This window comes from Arthrobacter sp. AFG7.2 (assembly GCF_002892835.1).
GTDB lineage: Bacteria > Actinomycetota > Actinomycetes > Actinomycetales > Micrococcaceae > Arthrobacter.
On record NZ_PJMB01000006.1, the window covers coordinates 215,305 to 241,722 of the forward strand.

Consider the following 26,418-nt stretch of genomic DNA (forward strand, 5'->3'; position numbering starts at 1 on the left):
CCTCCTTTAAGAAAGTTGAATCTGCTGTGAAAATCGTTGCCGCTGACGTCTTTGTGACCAGTCCCTCCCGTAACTTCGTGACCCTCCGGATCACCACCGAGGACGGTGTGACGGGTATTGGTGATGCCACTTTGAATGGGCGCGAGCTCGCCGTCGCCGCTTATTTGAAGGAGCACGTTGCGCAGCTGCTGATCGGCAAGGATCCGCACCGGATCGAGGACACTTGGCAGTTCCTGTACCGCTCCTCGTACTGGCGGCGGGGTCCGGTGACCATGGCCGCGATCGCCGCGGTGGACATGGCGCTGTGGGATATCAAGGGCAAGATGGCCGGCATGCCCGTGTACCAGCTGCTGGGCGGGGCGTCCCGGACCGGGCTGCGCGCCTACGGCCACGCTTCCGGTGCGGACATCCCCTCGCTGTTCGACTCGGTGCGGGAACATCTGGAACTCGGGTATAAATCCATCCGCATCCAGACCGCCATTCCCGGGATCAAGGCCGTCTACGGTGTCGCCGCGCAGGCCCAGGCCTCCGGTGAGCGCTACGATTACGAGCCGGCCGGGCGCGGTGTTTTTCCGGTGGAGGAGGACTGGGACACCCGCGCGTACCTGCGGCACCTGCCGACGGTGTTCGAGGCGGTGAGGAACGAGTTCGGCCCCGAGATCCCTTTGCTGCACGACGGGCATCACCGGATGACTCCGATCCAGGCCGCCAAGCTAGGCAAGGCGTTGGAACCCTATGACCTGTTCTGGCTGGAGGACTGTACCCCGGCCGAGAACCAGGAGGGCCTGCGCCTGGTCCGGCAGCACACCACCACGCCGCTGGCGATCGGGGAGATTTTCAACACGGTGTGGGACTTCCAGACCATTATCAGGGAACAGCTGATCGATTACGTCCGGGCCGCGTCCACGCACTTCGGCGGGATCAGCCCGTTGAAGAAGGTGATGGATTTCGCCGCGCAGTACCAGATTAAGTCCGGTTTCCACGGCCCCACGGATATTTCTCCGGTGGGCTTCGCCGCGCAGCTGCACGTGGGCCTGGCGATCCACAACTACGGGATCCAGGAATACATGCAGCACTCGGACAAGACCAACGAGGTCTTCGAACAGTCCATGACCTTCGTGGACGGCTACCTCCACCCGGGCGACAAGCCCGGCATCGGCGTCGAATTCAACGAAGAAGCCGCGGCCGCCTTCCCCTACCAGCAGGCCTACCTGCCCTACAACCGCCTCATCGACGGAACGGTCCACGACTGGTAGCGGGGCGCCCGGGACCGCGGCGCATTACGACTCGCACTCCCTGCAGTACTTCCTGCCGTCCTTTTCCCGCGCGAGCTGGCTGCGGTGGTGGACCAGGAAGCAGGACATGCAGGTGAATTCATCGGCCTGGACCGGCACCACCTGGATCAGCAGTTCCTCGTTCGAGAGGTCCGCTCCCGGCAGCTCGAAGCTTTCTGCGAGGTCGGTCTCGTCGATGTCGGCAATGGCCTCCCTTCGGGGGGACTTCTCGGTCTTCAGCTCCTCAAGGCCGGTTCTCGGCTCCTCCTCGGGCGTCACCCGTGGAGCGTCATAGTCAACAGACATTGATGTGCCTCCTGTCGGCTTGTGGCAGTTGGTCTGGACAGAGCAACAACAGGGAGCCCTGCGGGGTTATTCCCCGAGCACTGACACACCCCCGCCCATAGGTAGACTGGTCTAACTACCACCTGCCGCGAGGAGTTCTTTTTGGCCGCCCACGACACCCCGCCCCATGCCCCAGCGATGCCGAAGCGCCCTGCACGCGCGCTGTTGCTCGAGGCTGCCTCACGGCTTTTCTATGCCCACGGGATGGGGGCCACCGGCATCGACACCATCACTGCCGAAGCCGGTGTAGCCAAGAAGAGCCTGTACAACAACTTCGCTTCAAAGGCCGAGCTGGTCGGAGCCTACCTTGAAGCGCGGCACCAGGAATGGCTCGGGTTGTACCGACGACGGGTGGCAGGCGCACGGACCCCCTACGACCGGGTGCTGGCCGTCTTTGACGCCTACGCCGACCATGCGAACGTCGCCTACCAGCACGGGTTCCGCGGATGCGGGCTGCTCAACGCAGCAGCGGAACTGCCGGCAGGCGCACCCGGGCGGGTGGCAGTGCGGAAGCACAAGGAGGAGGTTGAGGAACTGCTGGCCGGGCACGTGGCCGAGTTGCTGCCGGGGGAGGATGAGCGTGCCGCCGGGCTGGCCCGGCATTTGGCTTTCCTCCTGGAGGGTGCCATGACCCGCGCCGGGCTTGAGGGGAATGACCAGTGCCTCAAAGACGGCCGGGTCATTGCCGGCCGGCTCCTGGCGGAACTGTGAGGTCCGCTGCCGGTTCCGCCACGGCGCCGGGTGTGGGCGTTCTTTGCGTGGTAGCCGCTTCAGTGTTGTGGGGAACGACGGGCACAGCTGCCACCTTCGCGCCATCCGTGAGCCCGCTGGCGATCGGTGCGGCGGCCATGGGAATCGGCGGGCTGCTGCAGGCGCTGTACGCAGCCAGGGCGATAGCGGGGCAAGGGACGGGCCTGATGGCGCGCTGGCGCCTGGTGTCCCTGGCTGCGGTGGCGGTAGCGGTCTATCCCCTGGCGTTCTACAGCTCGATGCGGCTTTCCGGCGTGGCCGTGGGAACTGTGGTTTCCATCGGTTCCGCGCCGGTTGCCGCCGCACTGATTGAGCGGTTCACCGACGGCAAGCCGCTCACCCGCCAGTGGATGGCCGGGGCCTTTATGGGCGTCTCAGGTGCGGCCCTGTTGTCCTTTGCCGGGCACGGGCCAGCCGGTTCCTCCGGCACGTCCTGGACATTCCTGGCGGGACTCGCCCTGGGCCTCGTGGCCGGAACTACCTATGCACTGTATTCCTGGACCGCACACCGGCTCATCGGCGGCGGCCTCTCATCCCGGGCAGCCATGGGCGCCGTCTTCGGACTGGGAGGGCTCCTGTTGATGCCCGTCCTCGCGGCAACCGGCCGGCCGCTCCTGGAGTCATGGACCAATTTCTCGGTGGGAGCCTACATGGCCCTGGTCCCGATGTTTGCCGGGTACGTCCTGTTTGGGTGGGGCCTGGCAAGGATCCGGGCCAGCACAGCCACCGGGATTTCCCTGCTTGAAACGGTGGTCGCCGCCGTGCTGGCGGTGCTGGTGGTGGGTGAGCGGCTGCCACTGCTTGCCTGGCTGGGCGCCGCCGTCGTCATCCTTGGCCTTTTCATCCTGACGCCGCGGCAGTCAGCCCGCGGGCCGCTCCCGCCGTCGTCCCCGGCCAGGGAAAGGCTTGCTCAACAGCAGGCCGGCGCCAAGCCCCACCAGTGAAAACCCCAGGACCACCAGGGCGGCCACCTGGCCGCTTGCGCCGGCAACTAGCAGCACAAAGCCGATCAGGCAAGCGAGCGCGCCGCAAAAAAGGTCAGCCCTGAACCGGGGCGCAGGGTAGCCGGAGAGCAGCTCCATGGCCAGATGGGGATCATCGGCGATCAGCCCCAACTCCAGCTCCTTGAGCAGCCGCCGTTCGTCGTCGGACATTGGCATTGGAAGCACCTGAATTCCGTCAAAACCGGTATCGGTATTGACGGTAGGAGCCCCATCGACCGGCGTCAAGAGCTTGAAGTGCCTGGTACCTCCCATCAGTCCTGCACGTCATAGCGCAGGCAGTCCCCAAGGATCCTGACACCCTGGGTGGGGATGTGCGGGACAGTCTTGGCCGGTGGCATCAGGTGTTCAACGGGCAGATCCGCGAGCAGGACGCAGTGGTCGGCAATGAGCCTGCGGTGGCACCGCCACCACACCGTTTCGCTGCACATGACGGCGGTCTTCGCAGTCCGGGCTGCGGCAACAAGCTCTTCCGCCGCAGCAGTGAATTGCGGACTGCGCATGTAAGCGGCGTAGGCCCTGAAAGACTCGTTGCGCAGCGCAGTATCGGGGGAATCGGGAGGAAGCTTGCGGAAGCCGCCCAACCGCTGCTCCCAGCGGTAGCTGACCCCCGCTGCCGGGAGCCACTCCTCCATGCGGTCCTTGCCGAAGTGCGGATGCTTCCGGCTCCCCGGCCCAATCCGGACATCCACCAGCGAGGTGATGCCGGCGGCTTTGAGGCGCGCAATGAATTCGTCCTGGGCAGCGGTCCCGTGACCGACGGTGAAGAGGGCGCTCATCCAAGCAATGGTAAGCATGGCGGCAGTGGGCGTGGCCGGCTGGGCGCTGAGGGCCGGATACCGCGTTGCCCTCCACCGGCATGGCAAAATTCAGGCCCGAATCCGCCGCTTCCCTGGCCCTGGGCAACAAGCTTCAGCCCCGGAGGACGGTGATGCGTGGCGCGCGTAGTGGAGTAACCGGTTTCGTCTCTACGCCGCCCTGCAATAATCTGAATCAATCGGTTGTGCGCGGGGGTGCAGACGCCCGTTGCAACAGGCAGCACTGTAAGTTCGGGCCACATCACACCAGACGAGGCGGACACGCATGACGGCTTCAGACCAGCAGCACTCACATCGCCCAGGGGCGCCAGCAGATCCCCCGGCGCCTTCACCTGCCGCGAGCCGGGATGCTGCCCGCGGCGTGGACGCCCACCTGCTCCAGCAACTGGCGGACGCGCATGGCGTGGGCACCTCCTTCCAGGGCTGGGACGGGCTGCCGCACTCCGTGGCTGAGGAGACGCTGATCAAGGTCCTGGCTGCCCTGGGCGTCAACGCCGGCACGAACCAGGACATTGAGGCTGCACTGGCGGAAGCCGAACTGGCGCCGTGGCGGCGGATGCTGCCACCCGCCGTCGTCATCCAGCAGGGCGAGCCGGCGCTGGTCCCGGCCCATGTGCCCGACGGTGCCGCTGTGCAGGTGAGCATTTCCCTCGAAGACGGTGCCGGGTCTGTGGACGCCGCCCAGCAAGAGGTCTGGGAGCAACCCATGGACGTGGACGGCACCGCTACCCGCCGTATCACCTTCGCCCTCCCACAGGACCTGCCCTTGGGCTGGCACACCCTGACCGCCCGGACAGAAGACGCGGCCGCGTCAGCAACACTGGTGGTGACGCCGCGCCAGCTGACCACCGCAAAACCGCTCGAACAGCGCCGGGGCTGGGGACTGGCCACCCAGCTGTACTCAGTCCGCTCCAGGCGGTCCTGGGGCATTGGCGACTTCGCCGACCTGGCCGACCTTGCTGCCATCAGCGGTGAACGCGGAGCCGATTATGTCCTGGTCAACCCGCTGCACGCGGCCGAACCGGTGCCGCCGGTGCAGCCATCCCCGTACTCGCCCTCCACACGCCGGTTCTTCAACCCCATGTACATCCGCGTGGAGGCGGTTCCGGAACTGGCCTACCTGAAGCCGCGCAGGCGTGCGGCCGTGGAGAAGCTGCGCGAGGAAGTGTCCGGGCTGAACCGGGACGGCGCGCGGCTGGACCGGAACGCCGTCTATGGAGCGAAGCTCCAGGCCCTCGAGATGCTTTACCACGCACGCCGCTCGCCGGCCCGGCAGGCTGCTTTTGATGAGTTCTGCCGGATCTCGGGCAAAGGGCTGGACGACTTCGCGCTGTGGTCTGCGATCCGCGAGGACCTTGCGCCGGACGACCCCCTGTGGACCGATCCGGACTGGGCACTGGGCACGCCGCAGGCCGAGACGCTGCGGGAAAAGCTTGCGGACCGAATCGGCTTCCACCGCTGGCTGCAGTGGATCTGCGACGAGCAGCTGGAGGAGGCCCAGAAGGTGGCCCTGCGCTCCGGCATGAGGCTCGGTGTGGTGCACGACCTCGCCGTAGGGGTGGACCACAGCAGCGCCGATGCCTGGACCTTGCGGGACGTCTTGACTCCCGCCACCAGCGTGGGCGCCCCGCCGGACATGTACAACCAGCAGGGCCAGGACTGGGGACAGCCGCCATGGCACCCCGCCCGCCTGGCCGAGGCCGGCTACATCCCGTTCCGGAACATGCTGGCCACGGTGCTCCGGCATGCCGGCGGTATCCGGGTGGACCATATCCTGGGCCTGTTCCGCCTCTGGTGGATCCCGGTGGGAAATGCGCCGGGTGACGGCGCCTACGTCCGCTACGACCACGAGGCACTGATCGGTATCCTCGCCCTGGAGGCGCAGCGTGCCGGCGCCGTCGTGATCGGCGAGGACCTGGGTACCTTCGAACCATGGGTCCGTGACTACCTTGCCGCCCGCGGCATCCTGGGGACGTCCATCCTTTGGTTCGAGTACGACGGCGATTCCCCCCTCGCGCCGGAAAAGTACCGGACGCAGGCACTCGCCAGCGTCAACACGCACGACCTTCCCCCGACGGCCGGCTACCTTGCCGGCGACCATGTGGCGTTGCGCAGCGGGCTGGGCCTGTTGGAGCGGTCCGAGGCTGAGGAACGTGCGGAGCACAACGCGTCCCTGGAGAAGATGCTGGCCCTGGTGCGGGAGCGGGGCTACCTGCCCGGGAAGGACACGGACGGGCCGGCGGAAACGGAAGAGCAGACCATCGAGGCGCTGCACCTCCTGCTCACCCAGACGCCGTCGGTCCTGCTGGGCGTTGCCCTCGTGGACGCGGTGGGGGAGCGGCGCGTCCAGAACCAGCCCGGCACCACCGAAGCGCTGTACCCGAACTGGCAGGTTCCGCTGGGCGGGCCGGACGGCAAGCCAGTGTTCCTCGACGACCTTCCGGCCAACGCGCGGTTCAACACGCTGCTTGCAGCGGTGGAAGGAGCCCTGCGCGGCTGAACGCAGCGGGGCTCACCCGGACACAACAACGCGGGGCCACTTGGCGCTCATCCGGGGTATCCGGAACGGGCGCGAAGTGACCCCGCGTTTGCTTTTAGCCCGCCGTGATTACGTGGGTGAAGTGGTCGTAACGGAAGGTGGCCGGACCGCCGTCGTGCTCAAAAACGATGTTGGAACCCGGAGATGCGCCATCCGCGCCATAACTGACGTTCCAGGACCGGTCAAGGGCGGCCTTGAATTCGTAAGTGCCCGCGGGCAAGTCCGGGGCGGACAGTTTCCACACAAGATCGGCCGGATCCAGCACCAGTTGGGCCTGGTCGCAGGCCGGCTCCCAGTCCGTGGCGCAGCCGAGTTCACTGTTCATGCTTCCGGCAGCCGCAACGGCGCCGGGCTGCTCGGAGGCGTACACGGCGCTGAGCACGTGCGTGCTGTTGTCGTAGCGGAAGGTCACCGGTCCGCCGGGATGGTCAAGCGTGATGTTCTGCCCATCCAGCGCACCGCCGGCTCCGTAGTTTTCCGCCCAGCTGCCGTTCAGCGCCGCTTTGTACTCGTACTGGCCTGCCGGCAGGTCAACCGTGAGCCGCCAGATCCTGTCCGAGGGGTCCAGGGTCATCATCGCCTGGGAGCATGATGGATCCCACTGGGAAGCGCAGCCCATCGCCTGGTTCAGGGAGCCGGCAACGGTGACTGAATCCGGCTGCGGTGCCTGGCCCACGGTGACTGTCCGGGTCTCGCTGGCCACGCTGAAGCCCTGCCCGGTCATTGTGGCCCGGTACGCGACGGTGGTGCCGTCATCGAGGTCGGAGACATCGTCCCTGGCAGAGTACACGGGCGAGGAATCATCGGTGGCCACCTCGGTCCAGTCGCCACCTTCCACGCGGCGCTCGAAGGTCACTGTGTGGCTTGCCTTCTCGGGATCAACGGTGGCGCTGAGTTCCACCGAACCCTCAACGCTGCTCCCCTCAACCGGCTTCTGCAGCGTGAGGATGGGAGCGGGGACGCTGGCCGTCCGGGACTGCGACGTGGCCGTGTGGCCGCCATTGTCCAGCACGGTGGCGCGGTACTCGACCGGGGTGCCTGCATCCAGCGCCGCTACATCGTGGAACACCTGGTAGGGCGCGGTGTCATCAGTGCCGATGGGCGCCCAGCCCCCGCCCGCTGTTTTGGCCTCAAAGGTGACCTCGTAGAACGAGGAACCGACGACGTCGGCCGTCACCTTGAGGCGCCCGTTGTCACCGGGTGCCGCCGCCGGGTCCTGGAGGACGACGGCGGGCGCGGCCTTGGAGTGCGGGATCCGGCCGGAAGACTGGTACACCACGGCGGAGAGCGGCGGAACGGTGACTGTGAGCTTGCCGTCCTCCGAAGTCTTGGCTTCAGCTGCGGCGTCGCCGTATATCCGCGTGTAGTTGCGCTTGGCGATGTACGTGGGCACCTCGGCCGTCCGGGCCTGTTCGCTGTTGTTCAGCGCCACGACGTACTCGCGCTGGTCCTCCGCGTCTATGCGGGAGAAGGCGTAGATGCCCGGGCCGCCCGAGGCGTAGCGGTGCTGGTGGGCGCCGTCGCGCAGGGCCGGGTGCTCCTTGGTGAGCGCGGCCAGCTCGCTGATCTTGCTGTACAGCGGGTGTCCGGTGTTGAAGTTATCCGTGGCGTGGGTGGCATCCGTTCCCAGCAGGTCGTCGTCGAGGTATTCCGGAACCTGGCTCGCAAACAGTGTCTGGCGGGCGTCCTGGTCACCGCCGGGGCCGGTGAAGCCCTGCTCGTCGCCGTAGTAGACCACCGGGTTGCCGCGGGAGAAATACATCAGCTCGTGGGCCAGTTGGTCACGGGCCACCTGCTCGGAGTCGGTTGAGCCGGGGTTGTCGGCGGCGATGAAGCTGCCGATGCGGCCCATGTCGTGGTTTCCAAGGAACGTGGGCAGCTGGTAGACGTTGGAGTCCGCGTCCGTGTACCAGTCATCGCCGGCGAAGAAGGTCTCCAGTGCGCTGGTGTCCTGGCCCTTTGAGGCGAAGCTGCGGGCCGCTTCCTGGAAGGGGAAGTCCAGGACGGCCTGCATCTGGTTCCGGGTAGTGAACTGGGAGGTGAAGCTCTTGGTAGTGTCGAAGACCTCGCCGAACATAAAGAACTCGTCCTTGCCCTGTTCCTTGGCGTAGGTGAGGACGTCCGGGCCGAAGTCCTGCCAGAACTCGTTGTTGACGTGCTTCATGGTGTCGATGCGGAAACCGTCCACGCCGAAGTCGCCGATCCAGGTCTTGTAGATGTCCTTCATGCCGTCCACCACGGTGGGGTGTTCGGTGAACAGGTCGTCCAGGCCGAAGAAGTCGCCGTAGTACGCGTCCTCACCGGCGAAGGTGGTATCCCCGCGGTTGTGGTAGAGCGTGGGATCATTCAGCCAGTTGGGGACTTTCAGGTTCTCCTCGCCCGCCTCCAGCCGCGGCTTGTAGGGGAAGGATGTTTCTGCGTCGAGGTCCGGGAAGCTGTCCAGGCCGGCATAGTCGCGGTCATCGAAGTCCTCGCCGGCCGCGGTTTTATAGGGCACTTCATCCTTGGAGACGTATCCCTTGCGCGCACCTTCCTCATAGCCGATGACGTCCGCCGTGTGGTTGGTGATGATGTCGAAGTAGACCTTCATGCCGCGGGCGTGGGCCTCGTCAATCAGGGCCTTCAGCTCAGCGTTTGTGCCGAGGTGCGGATCGATCTGGGTGAAGTCCGTGATCCAGTACCCGTGGTACCCGGCCGACTTGTCTTCGGGCTGCACGGCCTTGTTCTTGAAGCTGGGGGTCAGCCAGATGGAGGTGGTTCCCAGGCCCTGAATATAGTCGATTTTGTCCAGCAGGCCCGCCAGGTCGCCGCCGTTGTAGAAACCCTTCCTGGTGGGGTCGAAGCCGGACACCATGGGATCAGCACCCAGGCCGCCGTCATCATTTGCGGTGCTCCCGTTGCTGAAACGGTCCGCCATCACAAAATAGAAGTTCTCATCGGTAACGGGGGCGCGGAGCGAATGAAGGGCCGACGCCGATCCCGGGTCTTTGGGTCCGGGTGCGGCCTGGGCGGGGAGGACCGCCGCGGAGATTACGACGGCGGCCGCCAGCAGGCCGGCGGCGGAACGGGAGGCTGCGGCGCGGACAGTTCCAGGGGGAACGCTGGCCGGTGCGATGGGGGAGGGTGTGGACGTAGCGGATGTTCGGGTGCGCGGGGGCGCGCCGGAGTGGGTGCGGAATAACAAGGCTGAGACCTTCCTGGGAGCGTCGCTGCTGTACAGGGTTGCCGATGGAGAACGGGCGGCAATACATGCGGCTCACAGGAAAGTACGCCTACTTGTGAACCACGCCACAACTGTAAGCGCTTGCACACAATAACTCCAGTGTTTTGGCACTGTCCTCAGCGCTGCACCAGCCGTCGCGGCGAAAGGGACAAGAAACCGCGTCTCAGCCGGCCGGCACCAACGCGGTGGGTGACGGCGTCGGAAGGTTGTGGACGACTTCTCCGGGCAGGCCTGTTGCGGCATCCAGGGCAAAAGTGGCCACATTGTCCGAGCGTTCATGGGCTACGTGCAGCCAGTTCCCCCTGACCAGGTGGTGCCGCGGCCAGTTTCCGCCGCTGGGGATGTCTTTGACGGGGAGCAATTCGGTCCCGCCGGTCCCAACCTCGAGCACGCTGATGATATTGGAGCCACGAACGCCGACGTAGGCGTAAGCGCCGCCGAGGCCCAGGCAGATTTCTGCGGCGGAATCATCCGCAAGGCTTCCGCCGGAGGTGGCCGGGCCCCGGAAGACGAGCTCGAACGTACCCGCCTCGGACCTCACGATGAACACCTCAACAGAGTATTCCGACACCACGAAGACATTGCCGCTTTGATGCTGCACCAAGTGACGGGGACCGCTGCCGTAGGGAAGGTCAACCTCGTGGTCAGCCACCAGGCCAGCACCCGGAACGTAGTTCCAGATCCGGAGGGTGTCGTGGCCCAGGTCCGTCGTCATAACGCGCCCGTCAGCCAGCATCAGGCTGGCGTGCGCCCTGCTCTGCCGGGGCTCACCCGGATTGAGGCCGGCATGAGGATCCACCGAGGCTGCCGCAGGAAAGCGGCCGGTGATCCCGCCGTCGTCATCCAGCTCGTAAAGCAGGACCTGTCCGTCGCCCCAGCAGGTGGCGGTGAGGAAGCGGCCCTGCGGGTCCACGGCTACGTGGCACGTTGCTTCTCCGGAAGGCTGCGGGTCGCCCAGTGGCACCAGGGCGAAGTCGCCGGCGCGGCGGAAAGCCTGGACCATCCTGCGCTGTTCGGCCACGGCGTACACCACGGGCAGCGTGGGATGGACGGCTACGAACGACGGCGAATCCGTCCTCACGGCAGTGCCCAGCCATTCGAGGCTCCCGTCCTCGTGCCCGGCGAGGGCACCGATGCCTTCAGCCCGGCCTCCTCCGTCCGGGGTGTAGGTACCGGTCCAAATAACAGGGTGCTGGGCAGGCGAAGTCATAGGTCCATCCTGCCAATAAAGTGATGTTTCTGCGGGGACTCGCGGGTTAACATGGGGCTCCAGCGGCGCTACCGGCTATCAGCTTCCAGGAAGGTGTGTTGATGCGTGCTGATGAAGTGACTTCCGCACTGTCTTCTTTTAGTGGCATTGTTTCCGCTTTGCGTGCCGCGGGATGTGTTTTCGCTGAAGACGAGGCACGGCTTCTGGTAGCTGAGGCACCGGGTGCTGCCGCACTCACTGAATGGGTGGGCCGCCGTATTTCCGGCATTCCCTTGGAGTTCATTCTCGGCTGGGCAGACTTTTGCGGGCACCGCATCGACCTGGAGCCGGGTGTTTTCGTGCCCCGGCGCCGGACCGAACTGCTGGTTCATCAGGCAGTGACATTGTTGCAGGACATGCCACATGCTGTACCCAGCATTGTCGTTGACCTCTGCTGCGGGTCAGGTGCCGTGGGCGCTGCTGTTGCCCGTCAACACTCCGGGATCCAACTGCATGCAGCCGATATCGATGCTGCCGCTGTGAAGTGCGCCCGCAGGAACGTGGGCGAAGTGGGCGGGCACGTGTATCAGGGTGACCTGTTCGCAGCACTCCCGCCAGCGCTGCGGGGCAGGGTGCAGGTCCTGGCCGTCAACGCTCCTTACGTCCCTACAGAGGCAATCAGGACGATGCCCCCGGAAGCGCGTCTCCATGAATCCCACGCAGCACTCGACGGGGGTGTCGACGGACTGGACTTTCACCGTCGGGTCGCCGCCGAGGCCCCCGGGTGGCTTTCTCCGGGGGGACACCTGCTTGTTGAAACCAGCCGGCAACAGGCAGGGGCAACCGCCGCGCTTATGGCTGCGGCCGGGTTAGCAACCCTGACAGCGCGGTCGGAAGAACTGGATGGGACCGTTGTGGTCGGTTCGCCGCTTCCCTAGGCGCATGAATTTTTCGTGAGACGCCGCTGGCCGCCGCGTCCCCCAAGGATCGCGACGGCCAGCAAAGCCATTCAGTTGTAGCACAGAGGGTGGGTTTTCCCGCTGTCAAGCGGAAAGCCTCGCCCTCCTGGCCGGGTAACCTGCTACACCTTCGAACCGGTCCCGGCGGGACCGTTTTCGTCGGTGGTGCCAAGGTTGGTTGTTTCCGGGTGCGTGCTGTGGGCGGGGATGTGGTCCTCGCCGAGTTCATCTGCGTCGCTGAGCGTTCCTGAGGTCCCCGCAGCACCAGTAGTTCCGGCAGCACCAGAGGTTCCTGCTACCCCGGACGTTGCGGCGGCGGCGGTACCAAGGGTGGCGGACGTCCCGAGCGTATCCGTGGTTCCGGCGGTGCCTGTGGCCCCGAAACCACCTGACGTACCCGTGGTGCCGGTGCCGGAGGCACCTGCTGGTGTGGCGTCGTCGGACGTTGACGACTTCCGGTCACCGGATGAGCCCTCACGGTGCATTGCGGAACCGAGAACTGTTCCTGCGCGGCGGGCGGCCTCACTCAACTGGTCAGCCACCTCAGGCGCCTTTTCCTTGATGGCCTCTGTTGCCACAGCCACCTTGTCCTGCACAGGCTTGCTGTCCCAGACGCCGGCAGCCCTGGCCTTGAGCTTGTCGTACGCGGCCCGTCCGGACCGCGATCCAAGCACGTATCCGGCGGCGATTCCTACGCCCAAAAGAAGTTTGTTTTTCACTGTGAACTCCTGCTTCATGAGAAGTTTTCCGTTCCGGCCAGCGGGCCGGGGAAAGTGAAAACCGGCCTGGGGATATTGTCCCCAGGCCGGTTTCCTGGCTTGCCCGCTAGTTAGCGGCGCGCACCACGCTTGGTGATCATGCCGTACACCAGCAGCACGATAAGCGCACCGCCGATGGCCAACAGCCACGTCTGCAGGGAGAAGAACTCCTGCAGACCGGTGCCGAAGAGCATTCCGCCGATCCAGCCGCCGAGGAGTGCTCCCACGACGCCCAGGACCAGGGTGATGATCCAGCCGCCACCCTGGTGGCCCGGGAGGATCGCCTTAGCGATCGCACCAGCAATAAGTCCGAGAATTAGAAATGCAATGAATCCCATTTTTTGTTCCTCTTCCTAAGTAAAGGAGGCCTCCGGATCCCGGAGACACTTCATCCTTCTGCCTCAATAGTAATCATGCTTACTATCTATTTGCCAACCCCGGATGCTGGAAAAAGCCCACTTCAGACCCGTTTTAGTGCCCTGTTACGTCTGAATCGTTGCCTGCGCCGGGACCCTCGTCAAGAATGGACAGTTCCGCTAGATCCTGCGGGTCAAGGACGAAATCGAAGACGTCCAGGTTCTCCTTCATCCGCTCTGGATTAGCTGTTTTCGGAATCGTTACAATTCCGTTCTGTATATGCCACCGAAGGACCAGTTGACCAGGTGTTTTACCGTGCTTTTCGGCGAGCTGGGACAGGATCGGGGCGCCAAGCAATCTGGCACCGGAGCCGCCCAGCGGGCTGTAGGACTCCGTGACGATGCCGTGCTTGTCATGGAATTCCCGCTCCGCCGCCCGGGTGATCGCGGGAGTCAGCTGGATCTGGTTGACGGCCGGCACAACGTCGGTCTCCGCCATCAGCCGTTCGAGGTGCGCGGGTTTGAAGTTCGAGACCCCGATTGAACGGACCTTTCCCTCCGCCTGCAGCCGTTCAAAAGTTTTCCAGGTAGAGATGTATTCGTCCCGCGCCGGCAGGGGCCAGTGGATCAGCAGGAGGTCCACGTAATCCAGCCCCAGCCGCTGCAGGCAGCCTTCCAGTCCTTCAACCGCCCTGTCGTTCCCCTGGTGCTGGCCGTCCAGCTTGGTGGTGATGAACAGCTCCTCGCGGTCCACCCCGCTGGCACGGATACCGTTGCCGACACCTTCCTCGTTGCCATACTTCAGGGCGGTGTCGATGTGCCGGTACCCGGCTTCCACGGCCTGCACGACGGCGGTGGCCGCCTGGTCGTCGTCCAGCGGCCAGGTGCCAAGACCCACTTGCGGGATGGAGCAGCCGTCATTGAGTTTGATCAGCGGTGCACGTGTCATTGAATCAGTCTCTCCCGGATTGGCCCGTCTTATCCCTTGAACGCCCTGAGAATATTGTCAGCGTTGTACTGGAGGGACACCCGGGCGGTATCGGATACAGCATCGGGGCCCTTCTGCCGGGCCAGGAAGTCCACGAAGCGCTGGATAGCCTGTGCTGCCTTGGCAGCGTCGCCGTCCTCGACAGCTTTCCCGGCCTGCTTGATGCTTGCACCAAGCTGGCTGGCCACAGGGCCGGACACGTCTCCTGACTCCACCAGGTCCTCCAGCACGTGCTGCAGCGCCTTCACGCTGCCGGGCAGCCAGGCGGCGCGCAGGGGCACCCCGGCGAAGTCCATGTCCGAGGCGAGGTAGAAATCTGTGTAGGAGGGCTGGTTGTACGTGGTGTTCTGCCGGGCAACCTCTGCACGGTACTGCGGATCGTGCATCAGGGTGTAGAGCTTATGGTTCGTCACTTCGGTGCTGAGGTACATGCGCAGTGCGGAGCTGTCAGCCGTCCGGACCAGCATCTCCTCCCGCCAGTCACCCACGACGTCTGCCACGAGGCTGGGGGTGCCCTTGGTGCCGTTGTTCGTGCGGGTCCCGGTTGCGGTCAGGAGCCTGCCGCGTTTCCAGTCATCGATGGTGGGCGTCTGGTCACCGGAGCCGTTGATGATCTGGGTGGTCATGTCGGCGGCCCACCTGATGCTCATGTTGGTGCCGGGAGTGGTGGCGGAGAGCTTGTCGCCGTCGGCCGACTGCATGCCTATGGCCCAGTTCTCGATGCCGGGAACGGCGGGGTCCACGTCCCCGATCATGCCGCGGCCGGTGTCCTTGCCGGAGTAGGCCCCGAAAAGTACCTCGCCGGTGGCAGCGTCACGCATGGCGTAGCCGTAGGGGGCGTAGGCGCCGCCCTCATGGACCGTGAAAATCTCCTTGCCGGGCCGGGCGGGGTCGATGTCCGTGACGTGCATGGCGTCGCCGTGGCCAAGGCGGGCTTCTTCGCCTGGCGTGGCACTGCCTGCAGGCATGGTGTCGAAGGAGCTGTACAGCAGCGAACCGTCGTCGTCGATGGTGGCGGAGCCGTAGACGATCTCCTGCTTGCCGTCCCCGTCCACGTCGGACGCGCTGAGCGAGTGGAAGCCCTGCGTGGTGAGCTTGCCGAATACCGGATCGGTACCGTCCCGGCCGTGCGGGCCGTCATTGAACGGGTTGGTCATGGGGGTCCAGCCCGAGTCGACATTCCATAAGGGCGCGAGATTGGACCCGTCCCAGGTGTAGGCGGCCAGCGTGCTGCGGGTGTAGTAGCCTCGGGCGAACACTGCGGCCGGCTTCCTGCCGTCCAGGTAGGCCACGCCGGCAAGGAACCGGTCCACGCGGTTGCCCGGCTCAATGCGGGACATGGCGTAGTCACCCCACATCAGTCCGTCGTCGTGCCGGCCGGGTTCGTACGCCACAGTCTTGAGCTCCTTGCCCGTGGCACCCTCAAAGACCGTGAGGTACTCCGGGCCGGACACGATGAAGCCCTCGAAGGCGCGGAGGTTGTTGCGCGCGCTGCGCGAGGGGGCGTACACGTCCATGAAGTAATCGGTCAGGGCCTCGGCGTCCGCCTGGGACAGCGGGTACTGGTATTTGGACGCGATGCCAAAAGCCTCTTCCAGGGTCGCGGGCCAGTTGCCGGCCTTCACCTCCGGATGGTCGGGCCAGCCCTGGAAGGTTTTCACCATGTGCTGGTAGTAGTCCGCGGCGCTCATCCGGTAGTCGTCCGAGTTGGCGTAGCCGGCCTGGATGTCTTCCTGCAGCAGCGAAATGAAGCTTTCGGAGGCGACGGAGCCGTCGGCGTTGTAGCTGCTGGTCTTGGTGCCGGGAGCCGTTTTCATCATCATTTCGGCGCGGCCGTCGCCGTCGAAATCGTTGACCAGGAGTTGGGTGTAGTGGGCGCCTGAGCGGATGTTGACGCCGAGGTCGATCCGGTGAAGGAGCGTGCCGTCCGCCGTGTAGGTGTCAACGTAGGTGTTGCCCGTGTAGCCCACCTGGGAGACGTCCTTGGAGTTGTTCGGGTCCCACTTGACGATGAATTCGTACTGGCCGTCTCCGTCAACGTCACCCACAGAGGCGTCATTCGCGTTGTAGGTGTACGCCTGTCCGGCAGGGGTGACTCCGTCCGCCGGCTTCTGCAGCGGAATGTCCTTGAACGTGCCACCCCAGGGCGTGGCGGTGGCGCTGCTGTCCACTTCAACGCCGCCGACGACGGCCCGAACCTGGTATGCGGAGGCGGCAGTTCCGGCGGGATCCTGGAAGTTGGTGCTGTCAGTGACTGATGCGAGCTTTTGCCCGTCCCGGTAGACGTTAAAGTCTGTTCCGGTGAGGCCGGTGGCCGCGGAGCCTGATGCCTCGTGGCCCAGGAGCCGCCAGCTGAGGAAGACGCCTTCGGACGTCTTTGCTGCCACCAGGCCGCGGTCCAGGTGGTCAAGTTGGACGCCCGGGGCGCCGGGTTTTGAAGAACGTTCGACGGCGGCGGCCGGGGCGGTGAGGCAGCCTACAGTGAGTGCGATGCCGACGGCGGCAACGGACAGTAGGCGCACGGGAGTACTCTGCGGACTCATCAGTGAATCCTTTCAATTTTGAGACGGGAAAACGCTTCCCCGTAAACTTAGTGGGGGAGGGGCGCGCAGCACAAGCCTTGCGGCGGGCACCAAAAGGGGGTATCTGGAACGTTGTAGAAATGGCGAAGCGCTGGGACGCCGGAGCGGTGCAGTGACCGGATCTAGGCCCCGCTCCGCGCCCAGGCAGTCAGCTTGTCGCTCAACTCCATGAACTGCTGGTCCACCACCTGGAGTCCGGGGTTAGCGTCATACCACTGCACGATCTCCCGTGCGCCGTCCGCGAACGGAATGGTGGCCCTGTACCCGGGTACCAGAGATTTGATCTTGGTGTTGTCGAAGACCACTGAGTGGGAGCGGTCACCCAGGAGGTTGGCGCCGAGCTCAGAACTGTGGGCGGCGATGGTTTGGGATGCCACATGAACCAGTTCCGGCTCTGGAACGCCGGCGGCGCGCGCGAACAGCTGGTAGATCTGGTTCCACGGCAGATACTCGTCCGAGGTAATGGTGTAGCTCTCGCCCACGGCCTGCGGCCGGCCCAGGAGTCCCACGAATGCCTTGGCAAAATCCTGGCTGTGGGTCAGCGTCCACAATGATGTCCCGTCCCCGTGCACCATGACAGGCAGCCCGGCGCGCATCCGGTGGATGTCCGTCCAGCCTCCAACCATGGCGATCTTGGTGCGGTCATAGGTGTGCGAGGGGCGCACCACCGTAAGCGGGAAGTCCTGCTCGCGATAGGCCTCGTACAACAGGTTTTCGCAGGCAATCTTGTCCCGGGAATACTGCCAAAAAGGATTCTTCAGTGGCGTGGACTCGCGGATCGGCAGCGTGGTGGGCGGCTTCTGGTAGGCGGACGCGGAGCTGATGAACACGTACTGCCCGGTGCGGCCGCCGAACAAGTCCAGGCTGGCCTTCGCCTGGTCAGGCGTGTAGGTAATAAAGTCCGCGACGGCGTCGAACTCGCGCCCGGCGAGCGCGACGCGGACCGCGGACGCATCCCGCACATCGGCGGTGAGGATTTCCGCCCCTTCCGGGACCGGCCTTGTGGACCGGCCCCGGTTGAGGATGGTCAGCCGGTGTCCCAGTGCGACGGCGCGTTGTGCCGCCGCTGTACTGATGACGCCGGTGCCGCCGATGAAGAGGATGCTTCGTGGCGCCACCGTGTCCGCATCAGGGGTGAGGAGGTTCACCATGCGTAGTCTTCCGGTGCCGTCTTGTGGCCGGGGAAGATGTCATCCAGCCGCTTGAGGGCGTCGGCGTCGAGGGTGACGTCCAGCGCCCGGACCGCGGCGTCAAGCTGTTCCTGGGTCCGCGGCCCCACGATGGGTGCCGTGACCGCCGGCTGGTGGAGAAGCCAGGCAAGGGCGACGTCCCCGGGCTCGTGGCCGAGTTCATCAGCGAAGTCCTCGTACTGCCGGATCTGGTCTTCATGCTTCTTGAGCGTCTCCGCCGCCCGGCCCTCGGTGCGCCGCACGCCGTCGCGCTCTTTCTTCAGCACACCGCCCAGGAGCCCGCCCTGCAGCGGCGACCAGGGGATCAGGCCCAGCCCGTACTGCTGCGCAGCCGGGATCACTTCAAGCTCTACCTGGCGCATGAACAGGTTGTAGATGGACTGCTCGCTTACAAGGCCCGTGTAATGGCGCCGCTGGGCCGCTTCCTGCGCCTGGGCGATGTGCCAGCCGGCAAAGTTGCTGCTGCCGGAGTACAGGATCTTGCCCTGCTGGACAGCCACTTCGATGGCCTGCCAGATCTCGTCCCACGGGGTATCGCGGTCGATGTGGTGGAACTGGTAGACGTCAATGTAATCGGTCTGCAGCCGCTTCAGGCTGGCGTCCAAGGCACGCCGGATGTTCAGGGCTGAGAGCTTTGACTCATTGGGCCGGTCCGTCATGGTGCCGTACAGCTTGGTGGCCAGCACCGTGTGCTCACGGCGCTCGCCGCCCTTGGCGAACCAGCGGCCAATGATTTCCTCCGTCCAGCCGCGATGGCCGGCGCCGCCGTAGACGTTGGCGGTGTCGAAGAAGTTGATGCCCTGCCCGTGTGCCGAGTCCATGATGGAGTGGGCGTCTGCTTCCTCCGTCTGCGGGCCGAAGTTCATGGTGCCGAGGCAGAGGCGGGAGACCTTCAGGCCCGAGCGGCCCAGATGGGTGTACTGCATGGGATGTCCTTTCGGTGGTGCAGCCGTGACGGCTGGCTTACATCTGCGTGAAAGCGGCGACGGCGGGATCAGACCCCTGGCGGGCACCCGACTCCAGGGCCGTGATGGCCGCAAGCTCCTCCTCGGAGAGGGTGAGGGATGACGCTGCAAAGTTCTCGCGGATCCGGGCTGCCTGGCTTGACTTGGGGATGACGATGTTTCCGGCGGCGAGGTGCCACGCGAGCACGGCCTGGGCAGAAGTGGCATTGTGGGCGTCTGCGATGGCAGTCACGGCATTTCCGTTCAGGTCGGCGCCCCGGCCAAGCGGACTGTAGGCTTCCACCGCAATGCCCAGGCTCCGGCACTTGGCGGCCAGTTCCGCCTGCTGGTAGCTGGGGTGCAGTTCGATCTGGTTCACGGCAGGGACAATCTCCGCAGACTCCAGGAGATTGTCCAGGTGCTCTGAGAGGAAGTTGGAGACGCCGATGGCGCGGATCTCGTTGTTCTCGTACAGCCGCTCCATCTCCTTCCAGGCCTGGACGTACAGGTCCTGCGACGGGACCGGCCAGTGGATGAGGTAGAGGTCAACATAGTCCAGGCCCAAAGTTTTGCGGCTGTTCTGGAATGCTTCCTGGGCGCGGTCCTGCTCGCCGTTCCGGAGCTTGGTGGTGACGAAGATGTCTTCACGTGCAATGCCCGTGGCGGCGATGGCCGCTCCGACGCCGGCTTCGTTGCGGTAGGCGGCAGCCGTGTCGATGTGGCGGTAGCCTGCCTCGAAGGCGTCTTCCACGGTCCGCTGGGTGTCCTCCGGCGGTACCTGGAAAACGCCGAAACCAAGCTGGGGGATAGTGACGCCGTTGTTGAGTGTCAGCTCTGACATGGGAGGCTCCTTGGAAGGTGCAGGTGTTGGGTGCCGTTGGCTCGACGCGAGAAAGCGGTTTCCGCTGGCTCGGTACTGAGCCTATGCACTTTCGGCTGGGAAGTCAGCAGGAGAACATGACTCTCTTTTTCCTAGGACTGCCAGTCCTACCTTCGTTGTAGAACAGAGCCACGGTGCCGGGCACAATGGTCTGCATGGGTCAAAGCGCGGAGTTCGGAAAGTTCCTCAAAGCCATGCGGTCCCGGCTGAGTCCCGAGGATGCCGGTGCGGGGCCCGCATCGGGCTCAAGAAGGGTTCCCGGCCTGCGCCGCGAGGAGGTGGCCAGGCTGGCCGGAGTCAGCACCGACTACTACGTGAGGCTGGAGCAGGGCAGGAACATCCATCCTTCACGGACTGTCCTAGAGGCGGTATCCCGGGCCTTGCGACTGGACGGCAGCGAGCATGCGCACATGCTGGACCTGCTCGAAAACTGCGCCGGAACCGCGAGATCCAGCGCTCCGGTGGCGCAAGGTGTACGCCCGGCCCTTCGCCAACTGCTTGAAGCGGTAGGCGATGTTCCGGCCCTGGTGCTGGGGCGGCGCAGTGATGTGCTGGCCGGCAACCGGATGGCCTTCCTCCTGTTTGCGGATTTTCCTGCGCTCCCGGCAGCCGAACGGAACCTCACCCGCTGGCTCATCCTTGATCCTGCGGCACGTGAGCTTTTCCGCGACTGGAAAACGGTTGCAGCTGAAGCCGCGGGCGCACTGAGGGTGGATGTTGGCAGGCACCCCAACGACGCCCAGGCAAACCAGCTGGTGGGCGAACTCGCGGTGCACAGCGAGCATTTCCGCCAATGGTGGGCCGGGCACCGGGTGGCCACCCGTTCGGCAGGCAATGTCCGGCTGCACCATCCGGCCGTCGGGGACCTGGAACTGAACTTCGAAAACCTGGTCCTCCCGGACGATCCTGACCAGACGCTGCGGGTGTACTCGGCGCGGGCGGGCTCGCCGTCGGCCGATGCCCTGGCCTTGCTCGGCAGCCTGGGCGCCGCTGAACCGGTCCGTGAGCCCGAGGCCGGACGGGATGCCGCTGCGGCCGCTGCGGAGCACGGTGAGTAACGGCGTCCGAAGCACTGTACTTTTGGCCAGATGGGGCACGTGATTCTGGCCACGAGCCCATAGGGGAAGGGTGGGACCGATTCCTAGGCTGGAGGAACACAGTTTTCCTCTCCACCAAGGATGGTCTCAACGATGAAACGCATCGCACTGCTCAAGGAACGCCGGAGTGCCACCGCCGGCGCACCGTCTACCGCCACAGGTTCACACTGCCCGGTTTCCGGTCTGTGGAGTCCAGATCACGACCCGCACACCGTGCTGTCCTTCTTCGAAGGCCACGTGTTTCCGGCGTTCGACGGCGTTCCAACTGTCTGGCGCCGGCGCTCGTCCGGTGCTGTCTCAGCGAACTAGTTAAACAACGATGGCTCGCAGTTGACGGCCGGGAAATGTCTTTCTCCGGGGCCAATTGCGAGCCATCGAGCGGAAAATCTACTCTTCTTCGAGCCGGAAACCGATCTTGATGGTGACCTGCCAGTCGGCGATCTTGCCCTCTTCCAGGTGGCCGCGGATTTCCTTGACCTCGAACCAGTCAAGGTTGCGGAGGGTCTGGGACGCTTTGGCTATTCCGTTGCGGACTGCATCATCCACACCCTGGTCCGATGTGCCGACGATTTCAGAAATGCTGTACGTATGATTGGCCAACTTCGCTCCTCGTGATCAACGGTGCTCCCGGTTGCGGGCGGTCCTTGAAGACTAGTAGCAGTCCCGGAACGTTGACCAGCCCTGTGCAGATGCTTGTTTCAGCGGAGCACGCCGGAGCCTGCTTCGCGGTCTACCCGTTCCCGTGCCGCTGGAGCAGGTTCCACGGGCAGGTGCGGGCCGGATGTTCCCTGCACGTCCGGTGCCAGGGCAGCACCAGGGTTGGCCGAGTTGTAGGCGTCCAGTACGCTGAGGTGCCGTCCGTTGACCCACGTGCCCTGCTCGTCAATTCCAGTGCCACCAAAGGTGCCGATTATCCGGGCAGGGGGAATGCCTGCCGCCAGCTCAAAAGTGTTGTTTTGCGCGATGATGCTGGACTCTACGCCCACACCCCACGAGTACTGGTATTGGCCGGCGTCGGTCACCCGGTACACGTTGTTGTAGACATGTGCCTGCCCAAACCGGACCCGGGGCGCGCGCTGTCCAAGGTCCACTAATTCGTTGTGGTGCAGCGTGACCCGGAGCCGGCCGCGATCTGCCGTAACGCCGTCGCCATTGCCCCACAGCAACGATTTGTCATGCCCCGCCATCCTGCTCCAGGAGATGGTCACCAGGTCTGACTGGCGCACGACGTCCAGAAGCCCGTCATGCCGCAGGAAGGGCTCACCGAAGTACTTGGGCTGTTCGGCGTCGGCAGTACCGCCGTCGTCAAGCGTCAGGTGGTCCAGCCAGACATGGGTGGACCCGGAAACCACCAGGTTGTCCCACTCCGTTTTCCACGTGTCACCGTTCCAGCCGGGGAAGCAGTCGTAGGCGTCGGAGAGCTGGAGATTGCGGACAATCACGTTGTCCACCCGGTCAATATTCAGCGTGAATCCCGTGAGCTGGACGTCGCCTGCACCCACAATCGTTGTGTTGGCACCGACGTTTATCCTGATCTGCTCCCGCTGGTTGGCGCTCGACGCCTTGCGGGCATCTTCAAGGGGGCCTGATGCGGGTCCCGTCCAGTGTGAGGGATCGAAGGCCGCGAGGTAAGCGGCAAGCGAATAGCCGTCCACGGCATAGTCTTCACAGATGATCGGGGTGCCGTCCGAAGCCGTATGAGCATTGATGTCCCGTTGTACGTACACAATCTTGGGTTCATTGCCCGCTACAGCGGCGGCAAGTTCATCCCTCGTTGAAACCTGGTGCACGTCTTCGGGCGCCGCATTGGCGCCACCTGTGGTCCCGCCGTCGACAGACGCCCATCCGTCGCCGTCAGCAAGGACCTGCCGCCCGAGCTCCCGGGCTGCGGGCGCGCCTTGTGCATGATCCGATGCCGGGAAGGGAACGGACGGCGTGAGGGCAACGGCGGCTGCCATCACGATGGAAAGCGGTATGGATATCATCATCGATTCTCCTGGTTGTAGGTTTGTGGGCCGTCGGAAGCCCCGGCCCCGGCCCCGGGCCGGCGCAGAGCGTCGACGGTGAGGCCTGCCGGATGTTCCAGGCGCGTGTAGGACCTGAAGTAGTTACCGCCCAGGATCCGCTGGCCCTGGGCGGTCAAATGCGTGGTCCCGTCATTGACGTAGCCAAACGGCGGCGGCTCGGCGTAACCGGTATTGGCTGTCCTGGCCGGCGTCTTCCGCAAGGCGTTGTCGACGCCGGCATGGTCCGGATATGCCCGGACCCGCTCCTTAGGGGGCCCGCCTACCAGGAACGGTGCGCGGGATGCTTCGGGGACTTCCCGGCGGATGGTTGCGATCAGCTCGTCCAGGTCGGCCGCATACTCTGCTTCACTGCGCCCGCGGTCGGCTTCTCCCTGCTGCCACAGGGCAGCGGCTACGCGGCTGCCGTGACCGGCGGAGCTGAGTGCTTTGCGGAGGTGGTCAATGGCCATCGAAAGGAGGTTCGGAGCGCCATCCAGGTCCAGGCCGGCTTTCCACACGCCGGGATAGGTCCCGTGCCGGCGGAATCCGGTGCCCCCCATGGTGGCGGGGACGATAAGGATGCGCCGGCCCGGCGGCAAGGTTGTCAGCAATAAAGCCGCGAAAGGCCCTCCTGGCCCCATTCCGCCGGGCGGGTGCCCGCCGATGGGGGCCAAAGGCTCTGTTGCAGGGACGATCCTCCCAGTCGCGTCTCCGGTTGCCGGGAAGGTCATGATGCGCGGATCCCGGGCATCGGGGCCTTTGGGGTCAAAGTCCGTGTTAGTGCCGGAGGCGTTGGACTGACCGAGAACCAGGACGACGTCGTACCCTTGGTCCCCGGTCACGGGAGCGGGCCAATCCTGGTGGCTTTCCGCCGGGCATAACTTTTCATGACAGGTTCTTCTTCTGGATTCGAAGGAAGGCCAGGCAGGGGAGCCTGGCTTAGGGGTGTGGGACTGGGGGAGGCCGGAACCCTGGTGAACCGGAGCCGGCCCCCCCCTACTCGCACGCTATTGAATGGTCAGCGTGTGAATTTTGTCCGCATCAGCCACGGGCGGCAGGCTTCCAGTCGCCGAGGAAAGCCTCGATGGTGAGGCGGGCGGCATCCTCGCTGGACAGTTGCGGGTGGAACTCGTTGATGTAGGCTCCGGGTCCGCTGTTGTTGTACTCGCCGAACCGGCCCTCGATCCAGGAGTGCCCGCCCATGTCTGCCCAGCCGCGGACCGCTATGTGGTTGCCCAGGACGGAGTCCCGGATGACGGCCATGGGGAGGGCCTCCGGATCACTGCTGGCGAACCAGGGGCGGCCCAGGCTGACCGTCCCCGGTGCGGCATCGGAGGTGAGGGTGCTGTTGACGATCAGGATGCCGTACGGGTTGGAGTTCTTGGTGCTCGGCGCCACGACATAGCCGTTGTTGGTTGAGCTTCCGCGGTCCAGCGAGTGGATGGTGCAGCCGTCAAGGACGGCGGTGCCCCTGCCGTAGATGAAGTCGACGTCGCCCTCGATGTAGCAGTTCTTGAGGTAGGTGCGGGCGGTGGCGTCCCGACCCGCGGTATCGGCGAGGTAGGTGTCCTGGTTGCCGAGGAACCGCGTGCCATCAAAGGTGACTTTGTCACCAACGCTACGGACGGCAAGTGCCTGGCTCGGGCCTTTCGCGGCCTCATCGTAGGAATTTTCAACCGTCAGGTTCCGCACCGTTGTTCCGGCCGCCGAGATAGTCATTGTTGGACTTCCGGCGGTACCCCAGGTGCCGCCAAAGAACTTCACGCCGTTGGCGGGGGTGTCATAGGAGATCACGACGTCGGACGCGTTGGCTGTGGCGCCCTGGATGGTGAGGTTGGGGCGGTCGGCCCAGACATGCACTGCCTCGCGGTAGACGCCGGGCTTGACGGTGATGGTGCGGGGCAGGGTGCTTCCGCTTGGAATCGATCCGATTGCGGCCTGCAGGCTGCCGAAGTCGCCCGTGCCGTCCAGGGCAACGGTGATCGCCGTCGTCGTATTTGGGGCGCTGTTCTCCCTGGGGCCGGCTCCGTTGGATACGATCTCCGGAACCCGGGCGGGGTCGTCCTTCTGGTAGGCGTAGTTCCGGGCAGGGTCGAAGGCGGCGCCCACATTATCCCTGCGCCCACGGGTGCCATTGAAGATGTTGTCCCGGCTGACCACCTCGGTGACAGGGTCTTTGGCCACGACCGGGTCCTGCACCGCTGTGAACGTGTTTCCTTCCAGCACCACTTTGGCGGCGTTGCGGCCCATCATCCCGTACTGGCCGATGTCCTGGAGGTAGTTGTTGTAGACGTGCGCGGCCGCGGTGTTGTCCAGGCTGAAGTTCCGCTGGGTGGTGTTGCGGATCCAGTTGTGGTGGATGGTCATCCTGGTCACGGCGTTGGAGGTCCAGCCGACGCCCAGGGCCTTGTTGTTGTCGGCGAAAACGTTCCAGGAGTAGGTGACGAGGTCCGAGTCCTTGCGGGTGTCGATCAGGCCGTCGCCCATGCGCTGGATCTTCATATGGTCAACCCAGACATGGTGGGTGGTGTCCAGCTGGATCCCGTCACGGTCGTTGTCCGGCCGTTTGCCGTCCCAGTCGCCGGGGATGTAGGAATCCCGGATGGTGAAGTTCCGGAAGATGACGTTGGAGACGTTGATGAGCTTGAAGCCGGCGTTGACCACCTCGGAGCCGGCGCCCACACCGATAAAGCTCTTGTTGGCAGCGACCGGGATCTTGATGTAGTCCTCGGCTTTGAGGCTGCCGCGGATGAAGATAACCAAAGGCTCGGGTGCCGCGGCATGGTCCTTGAGTTCCTGGATGGTGGTGGCGGTGACGATCCGGCCCGCCTGGCCGCCGGTGGTTCCGGCCAGCCCGTAGCCGGGCAGCGCCGCGAAGCCGTCCGGCGTCTGCTTCCACATCGCTTCCGGGGTGCTTTCGGCAGCCGGGGCAAGGGTGGCGGGCAAAATTCCGGATTGTGGTGCTCCTCCGGCAGGGGAGGCGGTGGCGGCCGGCGCCGCGGTCAGGCTTCCGAGCATCACGACGGCGGTGGCCGCGCCGAGCAGGCGTCGCAGATTCATACAAACTCCTTTGTTGCACGCCCGGGCCGCCTCCAGCCCGGGCACGTGCAATGTCGGTTGTTGAGCGGATGATGCGTGCGGAGAGTGTGCCTCATCTTGGGCCCGTACAGGCCTTCGGCTTAGGGCCTGTGCTACTTAAGGCCTGTGGTGGCGATGCCGTTGATGAGGTACTTCTGGCCGGCGATAAAGAACCCGATGATGGGTGCAATCGACACCACGGACATGGCGAACATCGGGCCCCACATGCTTTGCCCTTCAGAATCCATAAAGGCCCGCAGCGCCAGGGGCACCGTGTAAAGGTCCTGGTTTTGGATGTAGAGCAGGGGGCCGAAGAACTCGTTCCACGTGGAGATGAATGTGAAAATGGCGGTGGTGGCCATCGCCGGAACACACAGCGGCAGGATGACGCGCAGGAATGTCCTGAAGGGCCCGCAGCCGTCGATCTGGGCGGCGTCGTCG

The 26,418-nt window shown here is 64.8% G+C and carries 24 protein-coding genes; 7 read left to right on the plus strand and 17 right to left on the minus strand.

What is annotated here, in order from left to right:
• The first annotated feature begins 26 nt into the window (after positions 1 to 26).
• The gene (gene manD / locus CXX84_RS12915) at positions 27 to 1,256 is read left to right on the plus strand and encodes a D-mannonate dehydratase ManD (RefSeq protein WP_102977106.1); all 1,230 of its coding nucleotides are present in this window, start codon (positions 27 to 29) and stop codon (positions 1,254 to 1,256) included.
• Between the two features lie 24 nt (positions 1,257 to 1,280).
• Here manD and CXX84_RS12920 read toward each other — a convergent pair whose 3' ends face one another.
• Entirely contained in the window at positions 1,281 to 1,580 is a 300-nt protein-coding gene (locus CXX84_RS12920) for a DUF4193 domain-containing protein (RefSeq protein ID WP_102977107.1), read from the minus strand.
• A gap of 177 nt (positions 1,581 to 1,757) precedes the next feature.
• Here CXX84_RS12920 and CXX84_RS12925 point away from each other — a divergent pair, with 177 nt between their 5' ends.
• Both CXX84_RS12925 and CXX84_RS12930 read left to right on the plus strand, forming a co-directional pair.
• Positions 1,758 to 2,330, plus strand: coding sequence for a TetR/AcrR family transcriptional regulator (locus tag CXX84_RS12925; RefSeq protein WP_102977144.1), 573 nt, complete (start codon positions 1,758 to 1,760; stop codon positions 2,328 to 2,330).
• Positions 2,327 to 3,313: a DMT family transporter gene (locus CXX84_RS12930; protein WP_189337588.1), complete on the plus strand. Its 987-nt coding sequence runs from the start codon at positions 2,327 to 2,329 to the stop codon at positions 3,311 to 3,313. The genes CXX84_RS12925 and CXX84_RS12930 overlap by 4 nt, the downstream gene beginning before the upstream one ends.
• On the opposite strand, the gene CXX84_RS12935 is transcribed toward CXX84_RS12930, so the two are convergent.
• On the minus strand, positions 3,230 to 3,625 hold the full coding sequence (locus CXX84_RS12935) for a DUF3040 domain-containing protein (protein WP_223253090.1): 396 nt from the start codon (positions 3,623 to 3,625) through the stop codon (positions 3,230 to 3,232). The two genes, CXX84_RS12930 and CXX84_RS12935, sit on opposite strands and share 84 nt — an antisense overlap.
• Positions 3,625 to 4,149, minus strand: coding sequence for a DUF488 family protein (locus CXX84_RS12940; RefSeq protein ID WP_102977108.1), 525 nt, complete (start codon positions 4,147 to 4,149; stop codon positions 3,625 to 3,627). Before CXX84_RS12940 ends, CXX84_RS12935 begins: the two co-directional genes overlap by 1 nt.
• A 304-nt stretch (positions 4,150 to 4,453) precedes the next feature.
• Between CXX84_RS12940 and malQ the strand changes: the two genes are divergently transcribed.
• On the plus strand, positions 4,454 to 6,688 hold the full coding sequence (malQ, locus tag CXX84_RS12945) for a 4-alpha-glucanotransferase (protein WP_102977109.1): 2,235 nt from the start codon (positions 4,454 to 4,456) through the stop codon (positions 6,686 to 6,688).
• 94 nt (positions 6,689 to 6,782) lie between these two features.
• On the opposite strand, the gene CXX84_RS12950 is transcribed toward malQ, so the two are convergent.
• Together CXX84_RS12950 and CXX84_RS12955 are read right to left on the minus strand one after the other, a co-directional pair.
• Positions 6,783 to 9,779, minus strand: coding sequence for an alpha-amylase family glycosyl hydrolase (locus CXX84_RS12950; protein WP_411266214.1), 2,997 nt, complete (start codon positions 9,777 to 9,779; stop codon positions 6,783 to 6,785).
• Positions 9,780 to 10,113: 334 nt separating this feature from the next.
• Complete coding sequence (locus CXX84_RS12955; RefSeq protein WP_102977111.1) at positions 10,114 to 11,160, minus strand: lactonase family protein; 1,047 nt, start codon at positions 11,158 to 11,160, stop codon at positions 10,114 to 10,116.
• A gap of 101 nt (positions 11,161 to 11,261) precedes the next feature.
• Here CXX84_RS12955 and CXX84_RS12960 point away from each other — a divergent pair, with 101 nt between their 5' ends.
• Complete coding sequence (locus tag CXX84_RS12960) at positions 11,262 to 12,077, plus strand: putative protein N(5)-glutamine methyltransferase (RefSeq protein ID WP_102977112.1); 816 nt, start codon at positions 11,262 to 11,264, stop codon at positions 12,075 to 12,077.
• Between the two features lie 143 nt (positions 12,078 to 12,220).
• Here the strand turns inward: CXX84_RS12960 and CXX84_RS12965 are convergent, their stop codons facing one another.
• From CXX84_RS12965 to CXX84_RS12995, 7 genes are all read right to left on the minus strand, one after another.
• A complete protein-coding gene (locus CXX84_RS12965) occupies positions 12,221 to 12,817 on the minus strand; it encodes a hypothetical protein (RefSeq protein WP_102977147.1) in 597 nt (198 codons plus the stop codon).
• A 110-nt stretch (positions 12,818 to 12,927) separates the two neighbouring features.
• Entirely contained in the window at positions 12,928 to 13,194 is a 267-nt protein-coding gene (locus CXX84_RS12970) for a GlsB/YeaQ/YmgE family stress response membrane protein (RefSeq protein ID WP_102977113.1), read from the minus strand.
• Between the two features lie 133 nt (positions 13,195 to 13,327).
• Positions 13,328 to 14,161: an aldo/keto reductase gene (locus CXX84_RS12975; protein WP_102977114.1), complete on the minus strand. Its 834-nt coding sequence runs from the start codon at positions 14,159 to 14,161 to the stop codon at positions 13,328 to 13,330.
• Positions 14,162 to 14,190: 29 nt separating this feature from the next.
• Entirely contained in the window at positions 14,191 to 16,743 is a 2,553-nt protein-coding gene (locus CXX84_RS12980) for a rhamnogalacturonan lyase (RefSeq protein WP_102977115.1), read from the minus strand.
• 161 nt (positions 16,744 to 16,904) lie between these two features.
• The gene (locus CXX84_RS12985) at positions 16,905 to 17,933 is read right to left on the minus strand and encodes an SDR family oxidoreductase (RefSeq protein ID WP_102977116.1); all 1,029 of its coding nucleotides are present in this window, start codon (positions 17,931 to 17,933) and stop codon (positions 16,905 to 16,907) included.
• Positions 17,927 to 18,898: an aldo/keto reductase gene (locus tag CXX84_RS12990; protein WP_102977117.1), complete on the minus strand. Its 972-nt coding sequence runs from the start codon at positions 18,896 to 18,898 to the stop codon at positions 17,927 to 17,929. Before CXX84_RS12990 ends, CXX84_RS12985 begins: the two co-directional genes overlap by 7 nt.
• Before the next feature lie 37 nt (positions 18,899 to 18,935).
• Complete coding sequence (locus CXX84_RS12995; RefSeq protein ID WP_102977118.1) at positions 18,936 to 19,757, minus strand: aldo/keto reductase; 822 nt, start codon at positions 19,755 to 19,757, stop codon at positions 18,936 to 18,938.
• 194 nt (positions 19,758 to 19,951) lie between these two features.
• Between CXX84_RS12995 and CXX84_RS13000 the strand changes: the two genes are divergently transcribed.
• Both CXX84_RS13000 and CXX84_RS13005 read left to right on the plus strand, forming a co-directional pair.
• A complete protein-coding gene (locus CXX84_RS13000; RefSeq protein ID WP_102977148.1) occupies positions 19,952 to 20,854 on the plus strand; it encodes a helix-turn-helix transcriptional regulator in 903 nt (300 codons plus the stop codon).
• 132 nt (positions 20,855 to 20,986) lie between these two features.
• On the plus strand, positions 20,987 to 21,202 hold the full coding sequence (locus tag CXX84_RS13005) for a hypothetical protein (protein WP_102977119.1): 216 nt from the start codon (positions 20,987 to 20,989) through the stop codon (positions 21,200 to 21,202).
• Between the two features lie 78 nt (positions 21,203 to 21,280).
• On the opposite strand, the gene CXX84_RS13010 is transcribed toward CXX84_RS13005, so the two are convergent.
• The 5 genes from CXX84_RS13010 to CXX84_RS13030 all read right to left on the minus strand — a co-directional run.
• A complete protein-coding gene (locus CXX84_RS13010) occupies positions 21,281 to 21,493 on the minus strand; it encodes a dodecin (RefSeq protein WP_102977120.1) in 213 nt (70 codons plus the stop codon).
• Between the two features lie 98 nt (positions 21,494 to 21,591).
• Positions 21,592 to 22,881, minus strand: coding sequence for a polysaccharide lyase family 1 protein (locus tag CXX84_RS13015; RefSeq protein WP_223253091.1), 1,290 nt, complete (start codon positions 22,879 to 22,881; stop codon positions 21,592 to 21,594).
• Entirely contained in the window at positions 22,878 to 23,741 is an 864-nt protein-coding gene (locus CXX84_RS13020; RefSeq protein ID WP_102977121.1) for a sialate O-acetylesterase, read from the minus strand. Before CXX84_RS13020 ends, CXX84_RS13015 begins: the two co-directional genes overlap by 4 nt.
• Before the next feature lie 199 nt (positions 23,742 to 23,940).
• On the minus strand, positions 23,941 to 25,959 hold the full coding sequence (locus tag CXX84_RS13025; protein WP_102977122.1) for a pectinesterase family protein: 2,019 nt from the start codon (positions 25,957 to 25,959) through the stop codon (positions 23,941 to 23,943).
• A gap of 131 nt (positions 25,960 to 26,090) precedes the next feature.
• A partial coding sequence (locus tag CXX84_RS13030; protein ID WP_146031881.1) for a carbohydrate ABC transporter permease occupies positions 26,091 to 26,418 on the minus strand: 328 nt, incomplete at its 5' end.